General features: G+C 60.2%; 14 protein-coding genes. 10 read left to right on the top strand and 4 right to left on the bottom strand.

The annotated features are described in order from the left end of the window. Positions 1-253 precede the first annotated feature (253 nt). The 4 genes from AC0L3L_RS16570 (at position 254) to AC0L3L_RS16555 (ending at position 3,377) form a co-directional block, all read left to right on the top strand. On the top strand, positions 254-1,150 hold the full coding sequence (locus tag AC0L3L_RS16570) for a catalase family peroxidase (RefSeq protein ID WP_473638360.1): 897 nt from the start codon (positions 254-256) through the stop codon (positions 1,148-1,150). 1,013 nt (positions 1,151-2,163) lie between these two features. Then, complete coding sequence (locus AC0L3L_RS16565; protein ID WP_473638359.1) at positions 2,164-2,469, top strand: hypothetical protein; 306 nt, start codon at positions 2,164-2,166, stop codon at positions 2,467-2,469. 89 nt (positions 2,470-2,558) lie between these two features. Continuing rightward, entirely contained in the window at positions 2,559-2,885 is a 327-nt protein-coding gene (locus AC0L3L_RS16560; protein WP_473638358.1) for a DinB/UmuC family translesion DNA polymerase, read from the top strand. Positions 2,886-2,939: 54 nt separating this feature from the next. Beyond that, positions 2,940-3,377, top strand: coding sequence for a VOC family protein (locus tag AC0L3L_RS16555; RefSeq protein WP_473638357.1), 438 nt, complete (start codon positions 2,940-2,942; stop codon positions 3,375-3,377). Positions 3,378-3,433: 56 nt separating this feature from the next. Here the strand turns inward: AC0L3L_RS16555 and ligD are convergent, their stop codons facing one another. Further along, complete coding sequence (ligD, locus tag AC0L3L_RS16550; RefSeq protein ID WP_473638356.1) at positions 3,434-5,371, bottom strand: DNA ligase D; 1,938 nt, start codon at positions 5,369-5,371, stop codon at positions 3,434-3,436. Positions 5,372-5,502: 131 nt separating this feature from the next. Between ligD and AC0L3L_RS16545 the strand changes: the two genes are divergently transcribed. The 4 genes from AC0L3L_RS16545 (at position 5,503) to AC0L3L_RS16530 (ending at position 11,021) form a co-directional block, all read left to right on the top strand. Beyond that, the gene (locus AC0L3L_RS16545) at positions 5,503-5,685 is read left to right on the top strand and encodes a DUF3606 domain-containing protein (protein ID WP_473638355.1); all 183 of its coding nucleotides are present in this window, start codon (positions 5,503-5,505) and stop codon (positions 5,683-5,685) included. A gap of 19 nt (positions 5,686-5,704) precedes the next feature. Then, complete coding sequence (gene xth, locus AC0L3L_RS16540; protein WP_473638354.1) at positions 5,705-6,508, top strand: exodeoxyribonuclease III; 804 nt, start codon at positions 5,705-5,707, stop codon at positions 6,506-6,508. A 1,040-nt stretch (positions 6,509-7,548) separates the two neighbouring features. After that, positions 7,549-7,917 carry a hypothetical protein gene (locus tag AC0L3L_RS16535; protein WP_473638353.1) on the top strand — a complete coding sequence of 123 codons (369 nt, stop codon included), beginning with the start codon at positions 7,549-7,551 and terminating at the stop codon, positions 7,915-7,917. A gap of 1,364 nt (positions 7,918-9,281) precedes the next feature. After that, complete coding sequence (locus AC0L3L_RS16530) at positions 9,282-11,021, top strand: type IV secretory system conjugative DNA transfer family protein (protein ID WP_473638352.1); 1,740 nt, start codon at positions 9,282-9,284, stop codon at positions 11,019-11,021. 245 nt (positions 11,022-11,266) lie between these two features. On the opposite strand, the gene groL is transcribed toward AC0L3L_RS16530, so the two are convergent. From groL to AC0L3L_RS16515, 3 genes are all read right to left on the bottom strand, one after another. Then, a complete protein-coding gene (gene groL / locus AC0L3L_RS16525; RefSeq protein ID WP_473638351.1) occupies positions 11,267-12,910 on the bottom strand; it encodes a chaperonin GroEL in 1,644 nt (547 codons plus the stop codon). A 65-nt stretch (positions 12,911-12,975) separates the two neighbouring features. Then, entirely contained in the window at positions 12,976-14,232 is a 1,257-nt protein-coding gene (hemA, locus tag AC0L3L_RS16520; protein WP_473638350.1) for a 5-aminolevulinate synthase, read from the bottom strand. 106 nt (positions 14,233-14,338) lie between these two features. Further along, the gene (locus tag AC0L3L_RS16515) at positions 14,339-14,836 is read right to left on the bottom strand and encodes an SCO family protein (RefSeq protein WP_473638349.1); all 498 of its coding nucleotides are present in this window, start codon (positions 14,834-14,836) and stop codon (positions 14,339-14,341) included. Positions 14,837-15,145: 309 nt separating this feature from the next. On the opposite strand from AC0L3L_RS16515, the gene AC0L3L_RS16510 reads away from it, so the two are divergent. Next, positions 15,146-15,844, top strand: coding sequence for a carboxypeptidase regulatory-like domain-containing protein (locus AC0L3L_RS16510; protein ID WP_473527007.1), 699 nt, complete (start codon positions 15,146-15,148; stop codon positions 15,842-15,844). A 90-nt stretch (positions 15,845-15,934) separates the two neighbouring features. Further along, the gene (locus AC0L3L_RS16505) at positions 15,935-17,071 is read left to right on the top strand and encodes a metallophosphoesterase family protein (RefSeq protein WP_473638348.1); all 1,137 of its coding nucleotides are present in this window, start codon (positions 15,935-15,937) and stop codon (positions 17,069-17,071) included. The last annotated feature ends 3 nt before the right edge of the window (positions 17,072-17,074 follow it).

Raw genomic sequence — 17,074 nt, 5'->3', positions numbered from 1 at the left:
GTCAAACAGCAACCTAATACCGCGAGCTAATCCATAGTACGAAGCTCTCGCCCTATGCGCCGAGATAGCTGGCGCCCGACAGGGTTCGGAACTTTCGCCTCATGATCGTGACAGGCCCGAACGGAGATCGTAGTCTGGGACGGCAACGAGGGGAGTGCCGTTCATGGTCAAGGTGAGGTTTGTCGGAGCTTGTGCGCTCGGCGCAATCGTCCTCGGCTCTTTCGGCCTTGGTGACAGAAGCGCTGCACAGGACGTGGACCCGGCCGAATTGGTGAAATCCATTCACGCCATCTTCGGCGAGCATCACGCTCGCGCCGTGCACGCCAAAGGCGTTGTACTCGAGGCAAACTTCGAACCGACCGACGAGGCGCGCCAGCTCAGCAAGGCCGCCGCATTTGCCGGCAAGCTTCAAGCAACTGTCCGCCTTTCGAACACGACAGGGATACCGGACATCCCCGATAGCGATCCCAATGCAAGTCCTCACGGGCTCGCGATCAAGTTCGTGATGGGCGACGGTTCTGTCATGGACGTGGTCACGCATAGCTTCAATGGCTTTCCCGCTGCGACGGCAGCAGACTTCGGCCAATTCCTCAAGGCTGCGGCGGCAAGCGGATCCGGAGCGGCAAAGCCTACGCCAATCGAGAAATACTTGCAGAGCCATCCCGAAGCCGTGCCCTTCCTGACAAAGCAGAACCCGCCACCCGAGAGCTTCGCGACGACCACCTATTTCGGTGTCAACGCGTTCGGCTTCGTCGACGCTTCTGGCAAGAAGACGACAGTTCGCTATCGGTTTGTTCCGGAGGCGGGAGAAAAGTATCTCGATGCGGCTGAGGCGGCATCGAAGGGACCAAACTACCTGATCGATGAAATCGCAGAGCGTGTCGCCAAAGCTCCAGTTGTGTTTAGCTGGTTTGCGCAGATCGCGCAGCCGGACGACAAGGCCGATGACCCATCGACTCCATGGCCGGAGGATCGTCAACTCGTCAAGCTGGGTACGCTGACGATTACCGGCATGGCGGCGGATCAGGAAGGATTGAGCAAAGACCTGCTGTTCCTTCCGAATAACGTGCCTGACGGCATTGAAGTGGTCGACCCCATGATCGACGTGCGCGGCGCAGCCTACCCGATCTCCTTCAGCGAGCGGCAATAGCCATCCTATCGCGATGGCAAGCTGTCCGGACCCATTTGAGTGCTGGTTTCGCGCGCGTCGCGGCGCGGTCAGGGCCCGTCGATCGCCGACAAAATGGTCTCCGGCAGGTATGAGCACCGCAATATTGCGGGCGGCGTCGGGCACAATCTGCCTCAAGAAGCTCCGCAGGACTGTCACCGCCGTTGTCTATGCCGCCGTTGGCAGCTAGCCGTGAGAATCTCATCTAAGTCGCCAGGCCGAAGGGACAGTTCCTGCACAACGTTGGCTCCTTTCACCAACCCGGCAGCACTTCAATGCTCGTCGCCCGTGTCGCGATAAGACGAAGGTCGGCCTTGGGAAGGAACTCGGTCTTCAGGGTCGCCTTTGGGTCAGGTCACGACGATGCCCACGCCGACCTGAATGTCAGCTTTTTGAGGATTCGCACCGTAAAGCTGCCAGTCTGCTGCCGGCCCTATTTCGGTCGTTCGAAAACACATTCGGTGGTCGCTTCTGCCGCAAAGCGGACCTCGGGATAGAGAGCGTAGTTGCAAGTATTGGTTGGAGAACCGACCGACACACAAACTCGCCACAAATGGCCCGCCGCTAAGCTATTGAAATTGCCCGCGTCAAAAGCTGGGGATTTTTTTGGGGCATTCGGAGAGCATATTGGCAGAGAACGCGCCTCCCGCACTCCCAAGCTTTCCGCTGTACACCGCGCAGTTGCTGGGCTTCGGCACAGCAATTCGGCAGAGAATTGTTTCGAATTTGAAGGTGGTAGAGGGAGAGGACCTGAAATCCAACCTTCTCCACCGGCGAGCCGCACAACCTGCCCGCACGGGCAAAAAGGACGCCGCAAGTGCGGTCCGGTCCCGGATTCTTGCAAATTATACGGCCTAACTTGACGCACACAACTTCGATCCCGGGCCAGTGGGAGGGCACATTCAAGCTTGGAATTGTGCGGAACCGTACGAAGCGGATTGCAAGCAACCAACCTGGTTGCCAGGCATTAATTTGGAAGCAGTGGGAGGAAGACCATGCTGCACGTTAACATGCCTCGGGAATTTGAGATCGGCGATGAGGTTGCGCTGGCAAGTACCGTCATCACGATTCTCCATAGCGGCCGCGCCAGAGTGAGCATTCCATCATATGACCATCCCTATACGATTGATCCGCCGCCCAAAGCCCGGGCCGGAGACCGAGTGGATCTTGTTGGGGACGTCACTCGCATTGATCGCGGAGCGAACAAACTCACTGTGCGGATTGACTGCGGCGGGGTGATTACGGTCGACAAATCGGCGATCACTCGGCTGAGAAAGCACCGCAGGACTTCAGCGGGTTGACGCTACGGCGATGCAACAGCCGCGCTTGCGTTGCGCAGAGCCTGGCGTTTCTCGAGGAAGAAGTTCGGGAAGGCGGGCCGGTACTATTAATGGCCCGCGGCGTCGACGAACGTCCGGTGCGGGCCGACCGCGAACGCAAATCCGTGAGAGCCGAGGACACCTTCGTGAGCGATTTGTTTGACCTCGAAGGTGCTCGCAAGGAACTCGCGCCATTGGTCGGCAAGGTCTGGCGCTATTGCGAGGAGCGATCGATCCAGGGCCGGACCGTGACGCTCAAGGTCAAGTTCGCCGATTTTCAGCAGATCACACGGAGCCGCACAGTCGTCGGCGCCGTCGGGGGCGAAAGCCGAACTCGCGGCCGTCGCCGGCATGCTGCTTTGGGTGACGCTTTTGAATTTGAGCGTAACCCTCGCTGAACCAAACCGGCAGATGTCTTTGACAATCTAGACGAAACCTTGGAGATTGGACACATGGCGGTCAAACGGATGGACAATGTAGGGATCGTCGTCGAGGACCTTGAGGAGACGATTGACTTCTTTCACGAGCTCGGCCTTGAGCTCGAAGGGCGCGGCACGATCGAAGGAGAATGGGCCGGACGTGTCACTGGACTGGGCGATCAGCAGGTCGAGGTCGCCATGATGCGCACGCCGGGCGGCCACAGCCGGGTCGAGCTCTCCCGCTTCCTCAGACCGCGTGCCGTCGCGGATCACCGCAACGCCCCGGTCAACGCTCTAGGCTACCTCCGCGTCATGTTCGCCGTGGACGACATCGACGAGACGCTTGAAAGGCTCCGCAATCGCGGGGCGCAGCTCGTCGGCGAAGTCGTCCAGTACAAGGACGTGTATCGGCTCTGCTACATCCGCGGGCCTGAAGGGCTTTTGATTGGACTCGCCCAAGAACTCAGCTGAGCATCAGCGAGCGCGTCCTCACACAAGGTCGGTTGTTAGACCAGGAATGGCTGCCGCTATCGGACTGCTTTTCGGATGCGGGCTGTCAGCGTCTGTTCGACGTCGAAATAGCCTTCCCAGGCGTCGGGCTGCTGAGCCTGCGCAGCAGCGGCGAAAACGTCAAATGCGCTCGCACTTTTGAAGGTGGGCAACTCATCCCAGGTCACGGGTACGGCACACTTGGCACCAGATCGAGCCCGGGTCGACCAGGGACAGATTGCAGTCGCGCCCTGGCCGTTGCGCAGATAGTCGAGGAACATGCGGCCCTTGCGCCTCGCCTTGCTCATGTTTGCGACGAAGCGGGAGGGGTCGGTGTGGGCCAGCAGCTCAGCGAAGTCCTGGCAGAAGCTCTTGACCGCTTCCCAGTCGGCCTTGGGAACGAGTGGAACGACCACATGCACGCCCTTGCCCCCGGACAGCAGCGGCCAGGATTGAAGACCGAGTGCCTCCAGAACGCCGCGGATGTCGAGCGCGGCCTGCTTGACGTCACCAAAGCCCAGGCCCTCATCGGGATCGATGTCGAAGATAATACGGTGCGGCAGGCTTGGCTGCTGGCGCAGGCTTCCCCAGACGTGGAACTCGAGCACGTTCATCTGGACGCCGGCGATCAGCCCAGCGGAGTCGTCGACCCAGAGGATGCGGCTTTCCTTGCCGGACATCTTCTCAAGCTGACCGTCATGGATGGCCCTGGGCATCCCTGGCAGTTTGTGCTTCTGAAAAAAGGTCTGCTGCAGATCGCCGTTCGTGTCGCGCACCAGCGATAGCGGCCGATCCTGGATATGCGGCAGCATCTTCTCGGCGACCGCCGCGTAATAGGCGGCGAGAGTCGCCTTTGTCACCTCTGTGCCTGGATACATGACCTTGTCGGGACGGGTCAGGTTCACGCCGACCGCGCGGGCTATCTCCTTGCCCATATTGGGATCCAGATTAGCCGTGGCGGTGGTCGCGACAGTCGAGGGCGTTTCCATCACCACCTGGTCGGCACGCTTGTCTTCGCGCATGCCTTCGAAGCTCGGGTGACGCAGACTGCCGTCCGGTGTTACCTCGGAATAGGTGACCTCGGCAACGAGTTCGGGCTTGACCCAGCGGGCGCGGCGCGCAATGTCACGGGGCACGGAGGCGAAGGCGGTTTTGTCCAGAGGCCGCTTCCCCAACTGCGCGAGAATGGATTTGCGCATCGCCTCGGTGAACCCGGTGCCGACGCGGCCGCGGTAAATCAGTTTGCCATTCTCATACGTCCCAAGGATCAGCGAGGCCATGCCGCGGCCAGTGTCGCTTGTGCGGTAGCCGCCGACGACAAATTCCTGTCGTTTCGTGCACTTGATCTTGAGCCAGCTCGCGGTGCGGTCGCCGACATAGCGACTGTCGGCGCGCTTCGCGATAATGCCCTCATGGCCGCCCGCGCACATGGTGTCGAACACCTTCTTGCCATTGTCCGCGATGTGGCTGGAGTACTGTAGGCTGTCGTCTAGGTCCCTCTCGCCCAGAAGTTCCGTAAGCCGTTTCTTGCGCTCGAGCAGGGGCCGGCCGGACAGATCCTCGCCGTTCAATTCCAGCAGATCAAAGGCGTAGAACTTGAGCGGCATGCCCGCGGCGATTCCGGATTTCAGCATGGAGAAGTTGGTGCGGCCCTTGCTGTCGATGGCCACTATCTCGCCGTCAATCAGCGCCGCACCGCCGGTGAGCGCCTGAAGTGGGGGCAGGATCACCCTGAACTGGCGGGTCCAGTCGTGGCCATTGCGGGTGTAGACGACGACCTCTGATCCCGAGATGGCGACCTGTGTGCGATAGCCGTCGAACTTCATTTCGAACAGCCAATTGCCACCGACCGGTATGTCGTCGGTCAGCGTGCAGAGTTGGAACGGACGAAACCGGGGAAGGGGGTATCTGGGGGTAGATTCCGAGTCCCTGCGCCGTGTGCGCTTCTTGCTGGGGGCGGCCTCTACGGCCGACATGCGGAACCCGAATACATAGTGCGATTCAATACTCTGGTCTGGGTTTCAGTTCCACAGTGCGCCTATGAATTGAACCGGACCAGTCCGGCTGCGTTGTTGGGGAATTGGAAAGCAACCCTTGGAGGAAAGAAATGGCCACTACTCAAACAACTCGCGGGCGCAGCCAGGATCGCGCGAAGGTCGCTGGTGGGCAGGATCACGAAGTGAAGTACGAGGCGGGCAAGACTGGCGCCAGCAAGGCCGACGTCAAGTCGGCCGTGAAATCGGTCGGCAACAGTCGCAAGAAGGTCAAGGACAAGCTCGGAAAGAAGTGAGCCATGGCCGCACGGGCAGATGGTTCGCATCGCCACCTTCAATGTGAACGGCGTCAATGTTCGACTGCCCGTGCTCCTCACATGGCTCACGGCTACCAACTACGACATCGTCTGCCTTCAGGAACTGAAAACATCCGACGAGAAGTTTCCGGCCGAGGCCATCCGCGAAGCGGGGTACGGCGCGATCTGGCATGGCCAGAAATCCTACAACGGTGTGGCAATTCTATCTCGGGGGACGGACCCGATCGAACGCCGGCGCGGCCTACCGGGCGATCCCGACGATACTCACAGCCGCTATATCGAGGCCGACGTGGGCCGGCTCGTCGTCGGCTGCCTCTACCTCCCCAATGGGAATCCAGCGCCTGGTCCCAAGTTCGACTACAAGCTGCGCTGGTTCGACCGCCTGATCGGCTACGGCCGAGTCCTGCTCGAAGAGGGAGCGCCGACGGTGCTGTGCGGAGACTACAATTTCGTTCCAACCCCAATCGACGCTGTGGTGCCGCGACGATGGCTTGGCGATGCGGTTTACTTCCCGGAGAGCCGGAAGGCCTATGCCGAGATGCTTGACGATGGATGGATCGATGCGGTTCGGCGCATCCATCCGGAGAAAGGTGTCTACACCTATTGGACTTTCTCTTACCGAGGCGGCTACGACAGGAGTTCTGGCCTGCGAATGGACCATCTGCTCGTAAGTCCCTCGTTGGCCCCGCACCTGCGCGGCGCTGGGGTGGACGTCGAGTTGCGGGGGTGGGAGAAGCCAAGCGATCATGTGCCAGCATGGATCGAGTTTGAAAAGCCGCCGACGGACCCTGAAGCTGACTAAACGAAACCGACTGCGTGCCTCGTCACCATTATCAGCCTGCCTTTGGACAAGGGTCGCCGAGAGACCGTGACGGTAAGGCTGGTTTGATATGGCGATAAGCCAGGCCAAGTGCTGCAATAACGGCGAGCCTAATGGCGCTAACTCCATGAAGTCGGGCATCCGGCCGGAAGATGCAGCATCTGACACTCGGCTAGTCGGCTGAGCTTGGCCGCTTCCGCTCCCTACTGCCGGCCACCTTTCTTGCCACGCGCAACTCGTCGGGGGTTGGCTGCCACCAGATCCGGCTCTCAACTTCGGATCCAGGGCGCCGCGGCCAGGTCTTGATGAGCTCAGCCAGTTTCGCGGTACGCCAACGCCCTCTTACATATTTGCCCGCGATCGGAAGATCGGGGTAGAAGAGACGGCTTTTCAGCACCTATACATAAGACCCCTAAATCCCCATAGGGGAGAAACGGTAGGTTCTACAATAATTACCCAACCACCGTAGTGGCGAAATGTTCCTGGCGGCAACGAGCGCTGCGTTTGCGGCGCATCTGATTTTGGACCCTGCCGCCGATTCTTTGCCAAGCACCGTGCGACGGGAGGGCTTCCTCTGACCAGAGCTCCTAGCCGGCCGGTAAGGACCCCGATCGCAAGGGAATAGCATCGCTGCCTCCTTTGGAGGCAGCTTCAAAAGCCTTCGTCTGTTCGGCCGATGCGCCGATCCGCTGGAAATTGACAATCTGCCATAGCTCTGGACCAGCTTCGTGCTGGCGGTCGCCTCTGCAGACTTCGGATGAAGGGCTGACCTATATTGTTGCGCGCAGGCTCATATCCGATCCTGGCAAGGGTTGCTTTCCTACCTGCGTTGGCCGGAGTTCTCCTGCTCGCCGTTTTTCCGGGGTGGCTCCTGCAGAATTTGGGCGTGACCTTCACGCATCATGGCAAGCTCATCCACGCTGCCGCATTCGCTGTTTTGGCGGCCTTGGGAAGTCTTGGCTGGACGGGACACAACGCAAAGCTGATTGTTCTCCTCGCATTTTCGGGCCTGGCGATTGAAGTTGTTCAGGGCGCAACTGATAGGGCGCGGTCCGGATGTACTCGACTGGATTGCCGACTGTGCCGGCACGGCCTGCGGGATCACAATCGCAAGCTGGACAAAGTGGCACTGGATGACAAACCCGCCGAAGCGAGCCGACGAATACCCCGATCGCGAGATCGATTGTCAGGGGGCGATGGAACCAGGTTTTCGGGCAAGCGTCGATTGCATGCTGGAGGCCGGCTGGACGCGGGGAGAGATCATTCGCTCGCTACGCCGGCTGGTCGCCGCCGACAACATGACCCAAAAGGAGAACGCCAAGGTCGCGGCCAAGCTCGCGATCGCCCGTGCCATGGACCGAGCCGCCGGCCTTTTCCAAAAGCAAATCTGAATGAATGGCTACCGCAATTGCCGAGATGGGCGGCGAGCCTGAGCCTAAGGCCGAATGTTGGCCGCAAATCGTGTGGTGAGGTCTTTCAGGAGTAATTCTCGATGACTCACTCTTTTCCCACAATCACCGTTGAAACAGTTGCCGAAGTCTACGTTCTCTCCAGAGGCAGGGCCCGATACCTATCGATCGGACAGGCAATCTGCGATCTCCGGAAACTCATGCCGGCTTGCAAGGCGACCGATCACGAGTTGGAGGAGATATTGGCGGCAGCGTGCGTAATTCACAGCGTGCCCGTCACTTTCGACGCCAAAACCGCCGATGGCGCATGGCTCCATTAGGTCGGAGATGCCGCGCCGGGACTGCTAATCGACAACATAGGCATGCTCGAGCATGCCGCAGATTTTCCTCGGCTGGCAGTCACTCCTCGCTCTCGAGGTCGCGATGATGATCTGCGACAGCAGATGCGAGAGGCCGTGCTAGCCAAGGCGAACTGGATCGTTCGCGCTTACGGTCAGCGAGTGGAGGAACCTTTCGGAGGCGAAGTTGACCGGCAATGACGAAGCTATCCGGCCTAGGACCCCCGCTTCCCGGCACGGACACGGCCCGGATAAGGACGAGCGCGGGCATTTCTATGAATGCTCCTCGTGTGGCCAGTTGGTTGGCTCTCGCGACCTTCGACAGGTCATCTGGCGTGAGCAGCCAGGGCACGAGCCGCTACGCTCGGCCTCCTCGGGGCGAGGATCTCGCTGATGTTCGGTCACGGCATCTACAGTCATCAGTTGTGTGGACCACCCGCCAAATCGAGGAATGGCGAGTGGTCCTTTATCAGCGCAGGAAGGCACTTAGCTGCGCAGATCTCGTTTCGATTACGTGAAATCGTCACGTCCGGTCGCTACGATCCCTAGCTAACTATTATTCCAATCGCCAGGAATGTGATCGAAACTGCGAAGACCGGAGCGAGTAACCAGCGGGCTTGGTGGACACTATTTTCCATGGGCTTATTGAAAATCTGACGCTTGGTACCCGAAAGGGAATACCGCTTTGGGTGGAAAGCGGACGTCCCCGGCACCTCCAGTTGTCCTCACCCCGCCAGTACGGGCAGCCAGCCAACGTCTCCACTACAGACGGCCCGGCGCTTGGGTGCATCTGTTCTCATCCAGGCCGCCAGGCGACCAAAGCCGAGACTGTTAATCGGCGGCGCTCCTGCGACGCGCAAGCCCGAGTTGGGCGCGTTGAGGCTGCTCCGAGTCCCCCGTCTCGAGTGCGGACCGATGATGCATGTCAATGGCGACGCATCTGCGGCCTTCGCGGCGATCGAGGCGATGGAAGTGGAATAGGGACGCTCGGCGGCAATGCAGGATTTCTTGGGCGAACTGCTGGACAGGATAGAGCAGATAGGGGCGAACTTTTCCGAACGAGCCTACGAAATTGTCGGCGGCGAAATTGTTCCACTGCTCAATGTCATGTTCCTGGCCTATGTCGGCTATTACGGCCTGCAGCTCTTTATGGGAACTGCTCGCGTCAGTGTCAGCGAAATCATCGGTCGCGTCGTTCGCATGCTGCTGATCCTGACACTGGTGAGCCAGTGGAGCCATTTCAACACGTTCTTTTACTCCTGGCTCAACAATACCCCCGAAGACGTCGGGCGGGCCATCCTCACGGCGACCGGGACAGGCATCACCGAGCCGACGAATGGCCTGTCGATGATCTGGAAAACAGCCAATGAAGCGGCTTCGGCATTTGCCGAACAGTCAGGGTATTTCTCGGTTCTGCCTTCAATGGTCGGCTTCCTGATCATGTTGTGCGTCGCCGTCTTCATCGCCGTTGCCCTCGCAATTTTGCTGCTCGCCAAGGTGATGATGTGGGTGCTCATTGGAACCGCGCCGATTTTCATCGCTTGCATGCTCTTTGAACAAACGCGGAACCTGGGCGTCTCATGGTTTCAACAGGTCGGCGCGACGAACGTCACCGACATGGATCTCCGTGCGATGAAGCGTCGACCGATCTCCGTCTACCTCGCGCCCAACATCACGGATATCACGCTGCTCAAGCCGCTCCTGACGCTGTTCGTGCAACAGACAATGGACATTCTTACCCTCGAGCACGATCCGAACTCACTGCCGGTCTACTTCCTGCTCGACGAATTTCGGCAGTTGAAGAAGATGGACGAAATCATGACCAAGCTGCCCTATGTGGCAGGGTATAACATCAAGCTCGCCATCATCATCCAGGACTTGAAGAATCTCGACGAGATTTACGGCGAAACCTCCCGGCACTCTCTGCTCGGCAATTGTGGTTATCAGCTCATTCTGGGCGCGAATGATCAGGCGACCGCCGACTATGCATCCCGTGCGCTCGGCAAGCGGACCATCCGCTACCAGTCGGAATCCCGCACGATCGAGCTCTTCGGCCTGCCAAGGCGCACGAAGGTCGAACAGATTCGGGAGCGTGACCTGATGATGCCACAGGAAATCCGGCAGATGCCGGAGAGAAAGATGGTATTGCTTGTTGAAGGCCAGCGCCCGATCTTCGGCGACAAGCTGCGATTTTTCGAGACACAGCCATTCAAGTCCGCAGAGGCGTTTTCGCAGACGCACATGCCGGATGTACCGCCGATCGAATACCTCCCGGTTCAGCCGGTTCCGGCTTTGACTGACGATTACAACCGGACAGGCCAGCCCGCCGAAGAAGTCGGGGCCCCGACTGCCAGGATGGCTGATCCCGAAAAGAGAATGTCATCACCAGCTGAGGCGATGCCGACTGTCGCTGCGACAGCGAAAGCGGCAACAAAGGAGCCCGCAACTCGCACCGTGAATCGCAAAGCCAGCCTGCCGAAACCGAAACGCGCTAAAGCGGCGTCGAGTGGCGGATCTGGAAACGAAGCGGAGGCGACAGCGGACGTAGCAGCTATCGACGCGCGGATTAAGGTTGCTGAAGAAAGCCTGAAACCTAGCGCTGAACGCCTCAAGGAGACGGTTTCTCAGAAAGTCGAAAAGCTCGGCCAAGAATCGCCCACGAAACGGCGAAACTATCTCGATATTTTAGCGACGACGGTCCCCGATCCCGTCGAACTCGGCCTGGAGGCCGTGGAAGCCCCAGCATAAAGAGCCGCGAATTGCGGGTCTTTATGCGAACTCCGAGCGAAGTGTAGCGCTCAGAAAAGTGCAATGCCAGCGGCGGAGGGAATGTCGCAGAAGCGTGAAAAGCTCCGGTTAGGCCCTCCATCGGAACGAGCAAGGAGCGCCATGAGCCGACCTTGGATACCGTGATCCTCGACGACTTGTCTCACCTCGATAGCGGACGAGATCATTGTTGATGGCCGCGAGCCCGGATTACGGCCGCGAAGCGGTCAGAAATCCATATCCATATCGTGATGATGATGCTCGTGACCGGGAAGCTCCGGCGGCGGCGGGCCAGGCACTTCGGCCACCATGGCCTCCGTCATGATGAGGAGGCCTGCCACCGAGGCTGCGCCCTGGAGCGCCGTTCGCACCACCTTGGCCGGGTCGATAATGCCCTTCGACACCAGATCCCCGTACACGCCCGATTGGGCATCGTAGCCATAGGCGTTATCGTCGTTTTCGAGGATCCCGGCGATGACGACCGAGCCTTCCAGGCCGGCATTGATCGCGATCTGCCGAGCCGGCCAGGTGATCGCCTTCCTGACGATCGCGATGCCGACCTGCTGGTCCTCGTTGCCGCCCTTGAGCTTCTTGAGCGCCCTGCCGGCGCGCAGCAAGGCGACCCCGCCGCCCGGGAGAATGCCCTCCGCGACCGCGGCTCTTGTCGCGTTCATCGCGTCATCGATGCGATCCTTCTTCTCTCTGACCTCGACTTCGGTGGCACCGCCGACCCGGATAACGGCGACGCCACCGGCGAGCCTGGCCAGCCGCTCCTGGAGCTTCTCGCGGTCGAAATCGGAGGTGGTTTCCGCAAGCTCGAGCTTGATCTCGGCGATGCGGGCCTCGATTCTTTCCCGCTCGCCGGCGCCGCCGACGATCGTGGTGTTTGCCTTGTCGATCATCACCTTCTTGGTGCGCCCGAGCATATCGAGCGAAGCATGTTCGAGCTTGAGGCCCAAATCCTCCGAGATCACCGTTCCGCCGGTCATCAGCGCGAGATCCTGTAGCATCGCCTTGCGGCGGTTTCCGTAGGCCGGCGCCTTCACGGCTGCAACCTTGAGAGCGCCGCGCAACTTGTTGACCACCAGCGCCGCAATCACCTCACTCTCGACATCCTCGGCGATGATGAGCAGCGGCTTGCCGGTCTGCACCACCTTCTCCAGCAGTGGCAGTATTTCGTTCAGACTGGACAGTTTCTTCTCGCTGATGAGGACATAGGCATCCTGCATCTCGACCCACATCTTTGCGCGATTGGTGATGAAACGGGGCGAGATATAGCCGCGGTCGAACTGCATGCCCTCGACGAATTCGAGTTCGGTTTCGAGCGACGTCCCGTCCTCGACAGTGATCACGCCGTCATTGCCGACCCTCTTCATGGCGTCGGCGAGGCAGCGGCCGATCTCCCTGTCGCCGTTGGCCGAGATGGTGCCGACTTGCGCAATCTCGACGTTCGAGGTGACCTTCGTGGCGTTGTTTTTGAGTTCCGCGACGACGGCTTCGACCGCGAGATCGATGCCGCGCTTCAGGTCCATGGGATTCATGCCGGCGGCCACCGCCTTGGCGCCCTCCCGGGCGATCGCATGCGCGAGCACGACGGCGGTGGTCGTGCCGTCGCCGGCCTGATAGGAGGTTTTTGTTGCGATCTCGCGCACCATCTGGGCGCCCATGTTCTCGAACTTGTTGTCGAGTTCGATTTCCCTGGCGACGGTCACGCCGTCCTTCGTGACCCGCGGCGCGCCGTGCTCCCTGCCGATCGCGACGTTGCGCCCCCGCGGGCCAAGCGTGACGCTCACCGCATTCGCCAGGGTGTCAATGCCGCGCAGCATTCTATCGCGAGCCTCGAACGAGAATATGATTTCCTTGGCAGCCATTTCCTTGATCCTTAAGACCTAATCTTCGGGAACGTCCGGGCAACGGCGAAGCTTCATTCGGCCGCTCAGGCGAGATTGTCCCGTGGCAGCCCGAGCCGATTCCAGACATCGGACAGAGCTGCCGCGAGCCGATCAATCATGATGTCCTCATGACAGGGTGTCGGCGTGATGCGCAGCCGCTCAGTTCCCTTCGCCACGGTCGGATAATTGATCGGCTGGATATAGATGCCGTGCTCGCTCAGCAGCAGGTCGCTCGCCGCCTTGCAATGCGCCGGATCGCCGACTGCCACCGGAACGATATGGGTGTCGCTCAGGATGACCGGCAGCGCAGCCGCACCCAGCGCCGCCTTGACCCGCCGGACGCGGTCCTGCTGGCGCTTGCGCTCCCACTGCGAAGTTTTCAGATGCCGGATCGCCGCCGTGGCTGCCGCGCAGATCGCCGGCGGCAGCGCGGTGGTGAAGATGAAACCTGGAGCATAGGAACGGACCGCATCGATCAGCACAGCACTTCCCGTGATATAGCCGCCGAGGCAGCCGAAGGCCTTGGCGAGCGTGCCTTCGATCACATCGATCCGGTTCATGGCGCGGTGGCGCGCGGCGATGCCGGCGCCGCGAGGGCCGTACATGCCCACGGCATGGACCTCGTCGAGATAGGTCATTGCGCCGTAACGATCGGCGATATCGCAAATGCGATTGATTGGCGCGACGTCGCCGCCCATCGAATAAAGACTTTCGAAGACGATGAGTTTTGGACGATCCGGACCCGCCGTCTTCAACAATTCTTCGAGATGATCGACGTCGTTGTGGCGGAAGATGCATTTCTCCGTGCCGGACTGGCGGATGCCCTCGATCATCGAATTGTGGTTGAGGGCATCGGACAGGATCAGACAATCGGGGACCAGCTTGGCGATGGTCGAGATGCCGGTCTGGTTCGAGACATAGCCGGACGTGAAGACCAGCGCCGCCTCCTTGCCGTGGAGATCAGCAAGCTCGCCCTCGAGTTCGACCAGCGGATGATTGGTGCCAGCGATGTTGCGCGTCCCGCCGGCCCCGGTCCCCATCCGGGTCGCCGCTTCGATCATGGCTGCAACGACCCTCGGGTGTTGTCCCATCCCGAGATAGTCGTTGGAGCACCAGATGACGACGTCCTTCGGTCCTTGCGGGGAGTGCCACACGGCGTGGGGGAATCGGCCTGCGATCCGCTCGAGGTCCACGAACACCCGGTAGCGCCGCTCCTCCTGCAGCCGCGCGATGGCGTCGGCAAAGAACCCGTCATAACTCGTGACGCCGGCCTGCCAGGACTGCCATCGGCTATCGCTCATGCTCCCCCCAATTTCCGGTCGCCGCAGATCTCGATCTCTCTCATCGCGCCGACCTTTGGTTACACCTCACAATTTGCCTTATCTGCAACTCTAGCTAAGGCTTCCTTCATTCATCGGGCTGCGCCATGATTTTGCGCAGCGTGTCGGCAATGAGACTGGCCGGCGTGTCGACGTCCAGGCCTCGGACGAATTTGCCCTGAGGATCCATAATGTAGATGTAAGTACTATGGTCGACGACGTAGTCTTCGGCGCCCGCTTCAGTTTTGTGGCGCGCGCTATAGGCGCCATATCCCTGGGCAACCGCGGCGATCTGTTGCGGACTGCCGGTGAGTCCGACGATCCTTGGATCGATCGCCCCGGCGTATTTCCCCATCACTTCAGGCGTGTCGCGTTCAGGATCGACGGTGATAAAGATCGGTTGCAGTTTGGCGGCGTCGGGGCCGAGTTCCTCAATTGCCGCGGCGATTGAGGACAGGGTCGTCGGACAGATGTCGGGACAAGAGGTATAGCCGAAGAAAACCAGCAGCCATTTGCCGCGATAAGTCTCATCGGTGACCGTCGTTCCGTCCGGCGCCGTAAGCGTGAATGAGCCGCCGACCGTCACGGGCGAGTCAGTCCGCGCGAGCGGTTGGCAGATCGACAGGGCCGCTGCGAATATGATGCAGAGGCGGGATATGGGGGACCGTAGGCCCGGAGCGAGGAGTTCATGACGTCGGCTCATCAAGTACCTCCGGTACCTCGAGAAAGACGCTCCAAAACCCGCGACGTTTGCAACTAGCAAACTCGCCTAAACTGCCGAACCTTATCATGTTTTTTTGCTGAATGGCTAGACATGGTACTGGTTTGGCCCTATTTTACAATGTTGCCGCTCATCCTAATGAAGGAGGTGGCGTCTATGACGATTCGCGAATTGATGAGCGGGCTGGCGGCGATCGCTTTCGTTGCGACGATGTCCGCGCCAACGCAAGCCTACGAAGAGAGTCCGGTCACGGGAGGCGGAACGATCGAGGGTACGGTCGTCTACCGCGGGGACGTGCCGACAACAAAGATTATCCCCACCAAGGATGTCGAGGTGTGCGGGGCCCCCCGCGAGGAGCCGCTGATCGAGGTCGGAGGCGATCAGGCCGTGCTGAACGCGGCGCTGTACCTGGTCGACGTGGCAAAGGGAAAAGCCTGGCCGGAGCCCGGCAAGCCGCCTGAGCTTAACAACCTCAAATGCCGCTTTGAACCCGCGGTTCAGATGATACCGGCCGGTTCGCTGGAGGTGGTCAACAGCGACCCAATGCTCCACAACACCCATGGCTATTATGGCAAGCGCACCGCCTTCAACCTGGCGCTGCCCAATAAGGGCCAGCGCATACCTGTCGAACTGAAGCGCGCCGGCACAGTCCGCATCGACTGCGACGCGCATGGCTGGATGGAAGGCTGGGTCTATGTGGTGGACAATCCCTACTACGCGATCACCGGCGCCGATGGCAAGTTCAGCATCCCCGATGTACCGCCTGGGGACTACAAGCTCGTGGCGATCCACCCCTTCACCGGACCCATCGAGCAGCCCGTAACGGTAGAGGAGAATAAGGCCACCAGTCTGACGATTGAACTGAAAAAATAAGAAAATGGGCGACCCACTGATTCAACAGGGTCGCGTTCCTGCGAGAAGACCGACGCTTTAAGAAACGGTCTGCACTGAGGAGGAACCCTGATGTCTGACGAGCTTGACCGCATTCGGCGCGAAATGCATGCGGTGCTGCAGCCGCCTGGAGTACGCCCCGACGACTCGCTGCAAATCACCCGCCGCACCTTCATTCACAGATCGCTGCTGTTCGGCGCTGCTTCCGTCGGCCAGACCTTCGCGTGGTGGCCGCTGCTCAACACCATCGACGTCGCTCACGCCGCCGAAGCGCCCTTCAAGTTTGCCTGGATTTCGGACACCCATCTCTACGAGAGATCCCTCAACACGCGCTTCGTCGACAAGGTGGTGCGCGCCGTGCAAGAGGTCCAGGCCATGGATCCGCCGGCCGACTTCCTGATCTTCGGCGGCGACCTGGCCCAGCTCGGAAAGATCGAGGAACTTGAGCTTGGCGTCGAGCTCCTCAAGGATCTGACGATCAAGAAGTACTACATCCCGGGCGAGCATGACTGGTATCTGGATATGGGCAAGAAGTGGGGCGAGTTGTTCGGCCAACCCAACTGGACCTTCGATCACAAGGGCGTGCGCTTCATCGGGCTCGATACGGTCAGCCGGGGGCCGGACTACTGGACAGCGAAGAAGATGACGCCAGAGGAGCGCATGGGCCATATGGCGACCCTCGACGGAACGGTTGCCGGCGCGTGGGCCGGTGTCGGCCGCGACCAGCTCGACTGGATGCAGAAGACACTCGCCGACTGGGACAAATCCAAACCGATCGTCATCTTCAGTCATAATCCGCTGTACGAGTACTACCCGCCCTGGAACTTCTGGGTGCGCGACTGGCGCGAAGTGAATGACGTGCTGAAGCCTTATACCAAGGTCACCAACATCCACGGTCACGTCCACCAGGTGCTTTACAACGAGATCGGCAGCATGCGCTCGATCGGCATGCTGGCGACCTCCTGGCCGTGGCCCTATGCACCGGAAGGCGTGCCCAAGCTGACCAAGCCGATGATCCGGGCCGACCCTGGCGATCACTATGATGGGGTCGGTTGGGAAACCGTGAACGTGAACGCCGACGACAAGGTCGACGTCGAGTACATCATGTGGGGCCGCAAGGAGGTCTTCGTTCAGTCAGACCCGGATTCCTCGCTTAGTCAGCCCGAGGAGTTGCGACCGCGAATGGCCGATAATATGTGGCCATACTAAGGG

This window comes from Mesorhizobium sp. WSM4849 (assembly GCF_055811385.1).
Note: the sequence above shows the minus strand (reverse complement) of the source record. Positions and strands in the feature narration are given on the sequence as shown.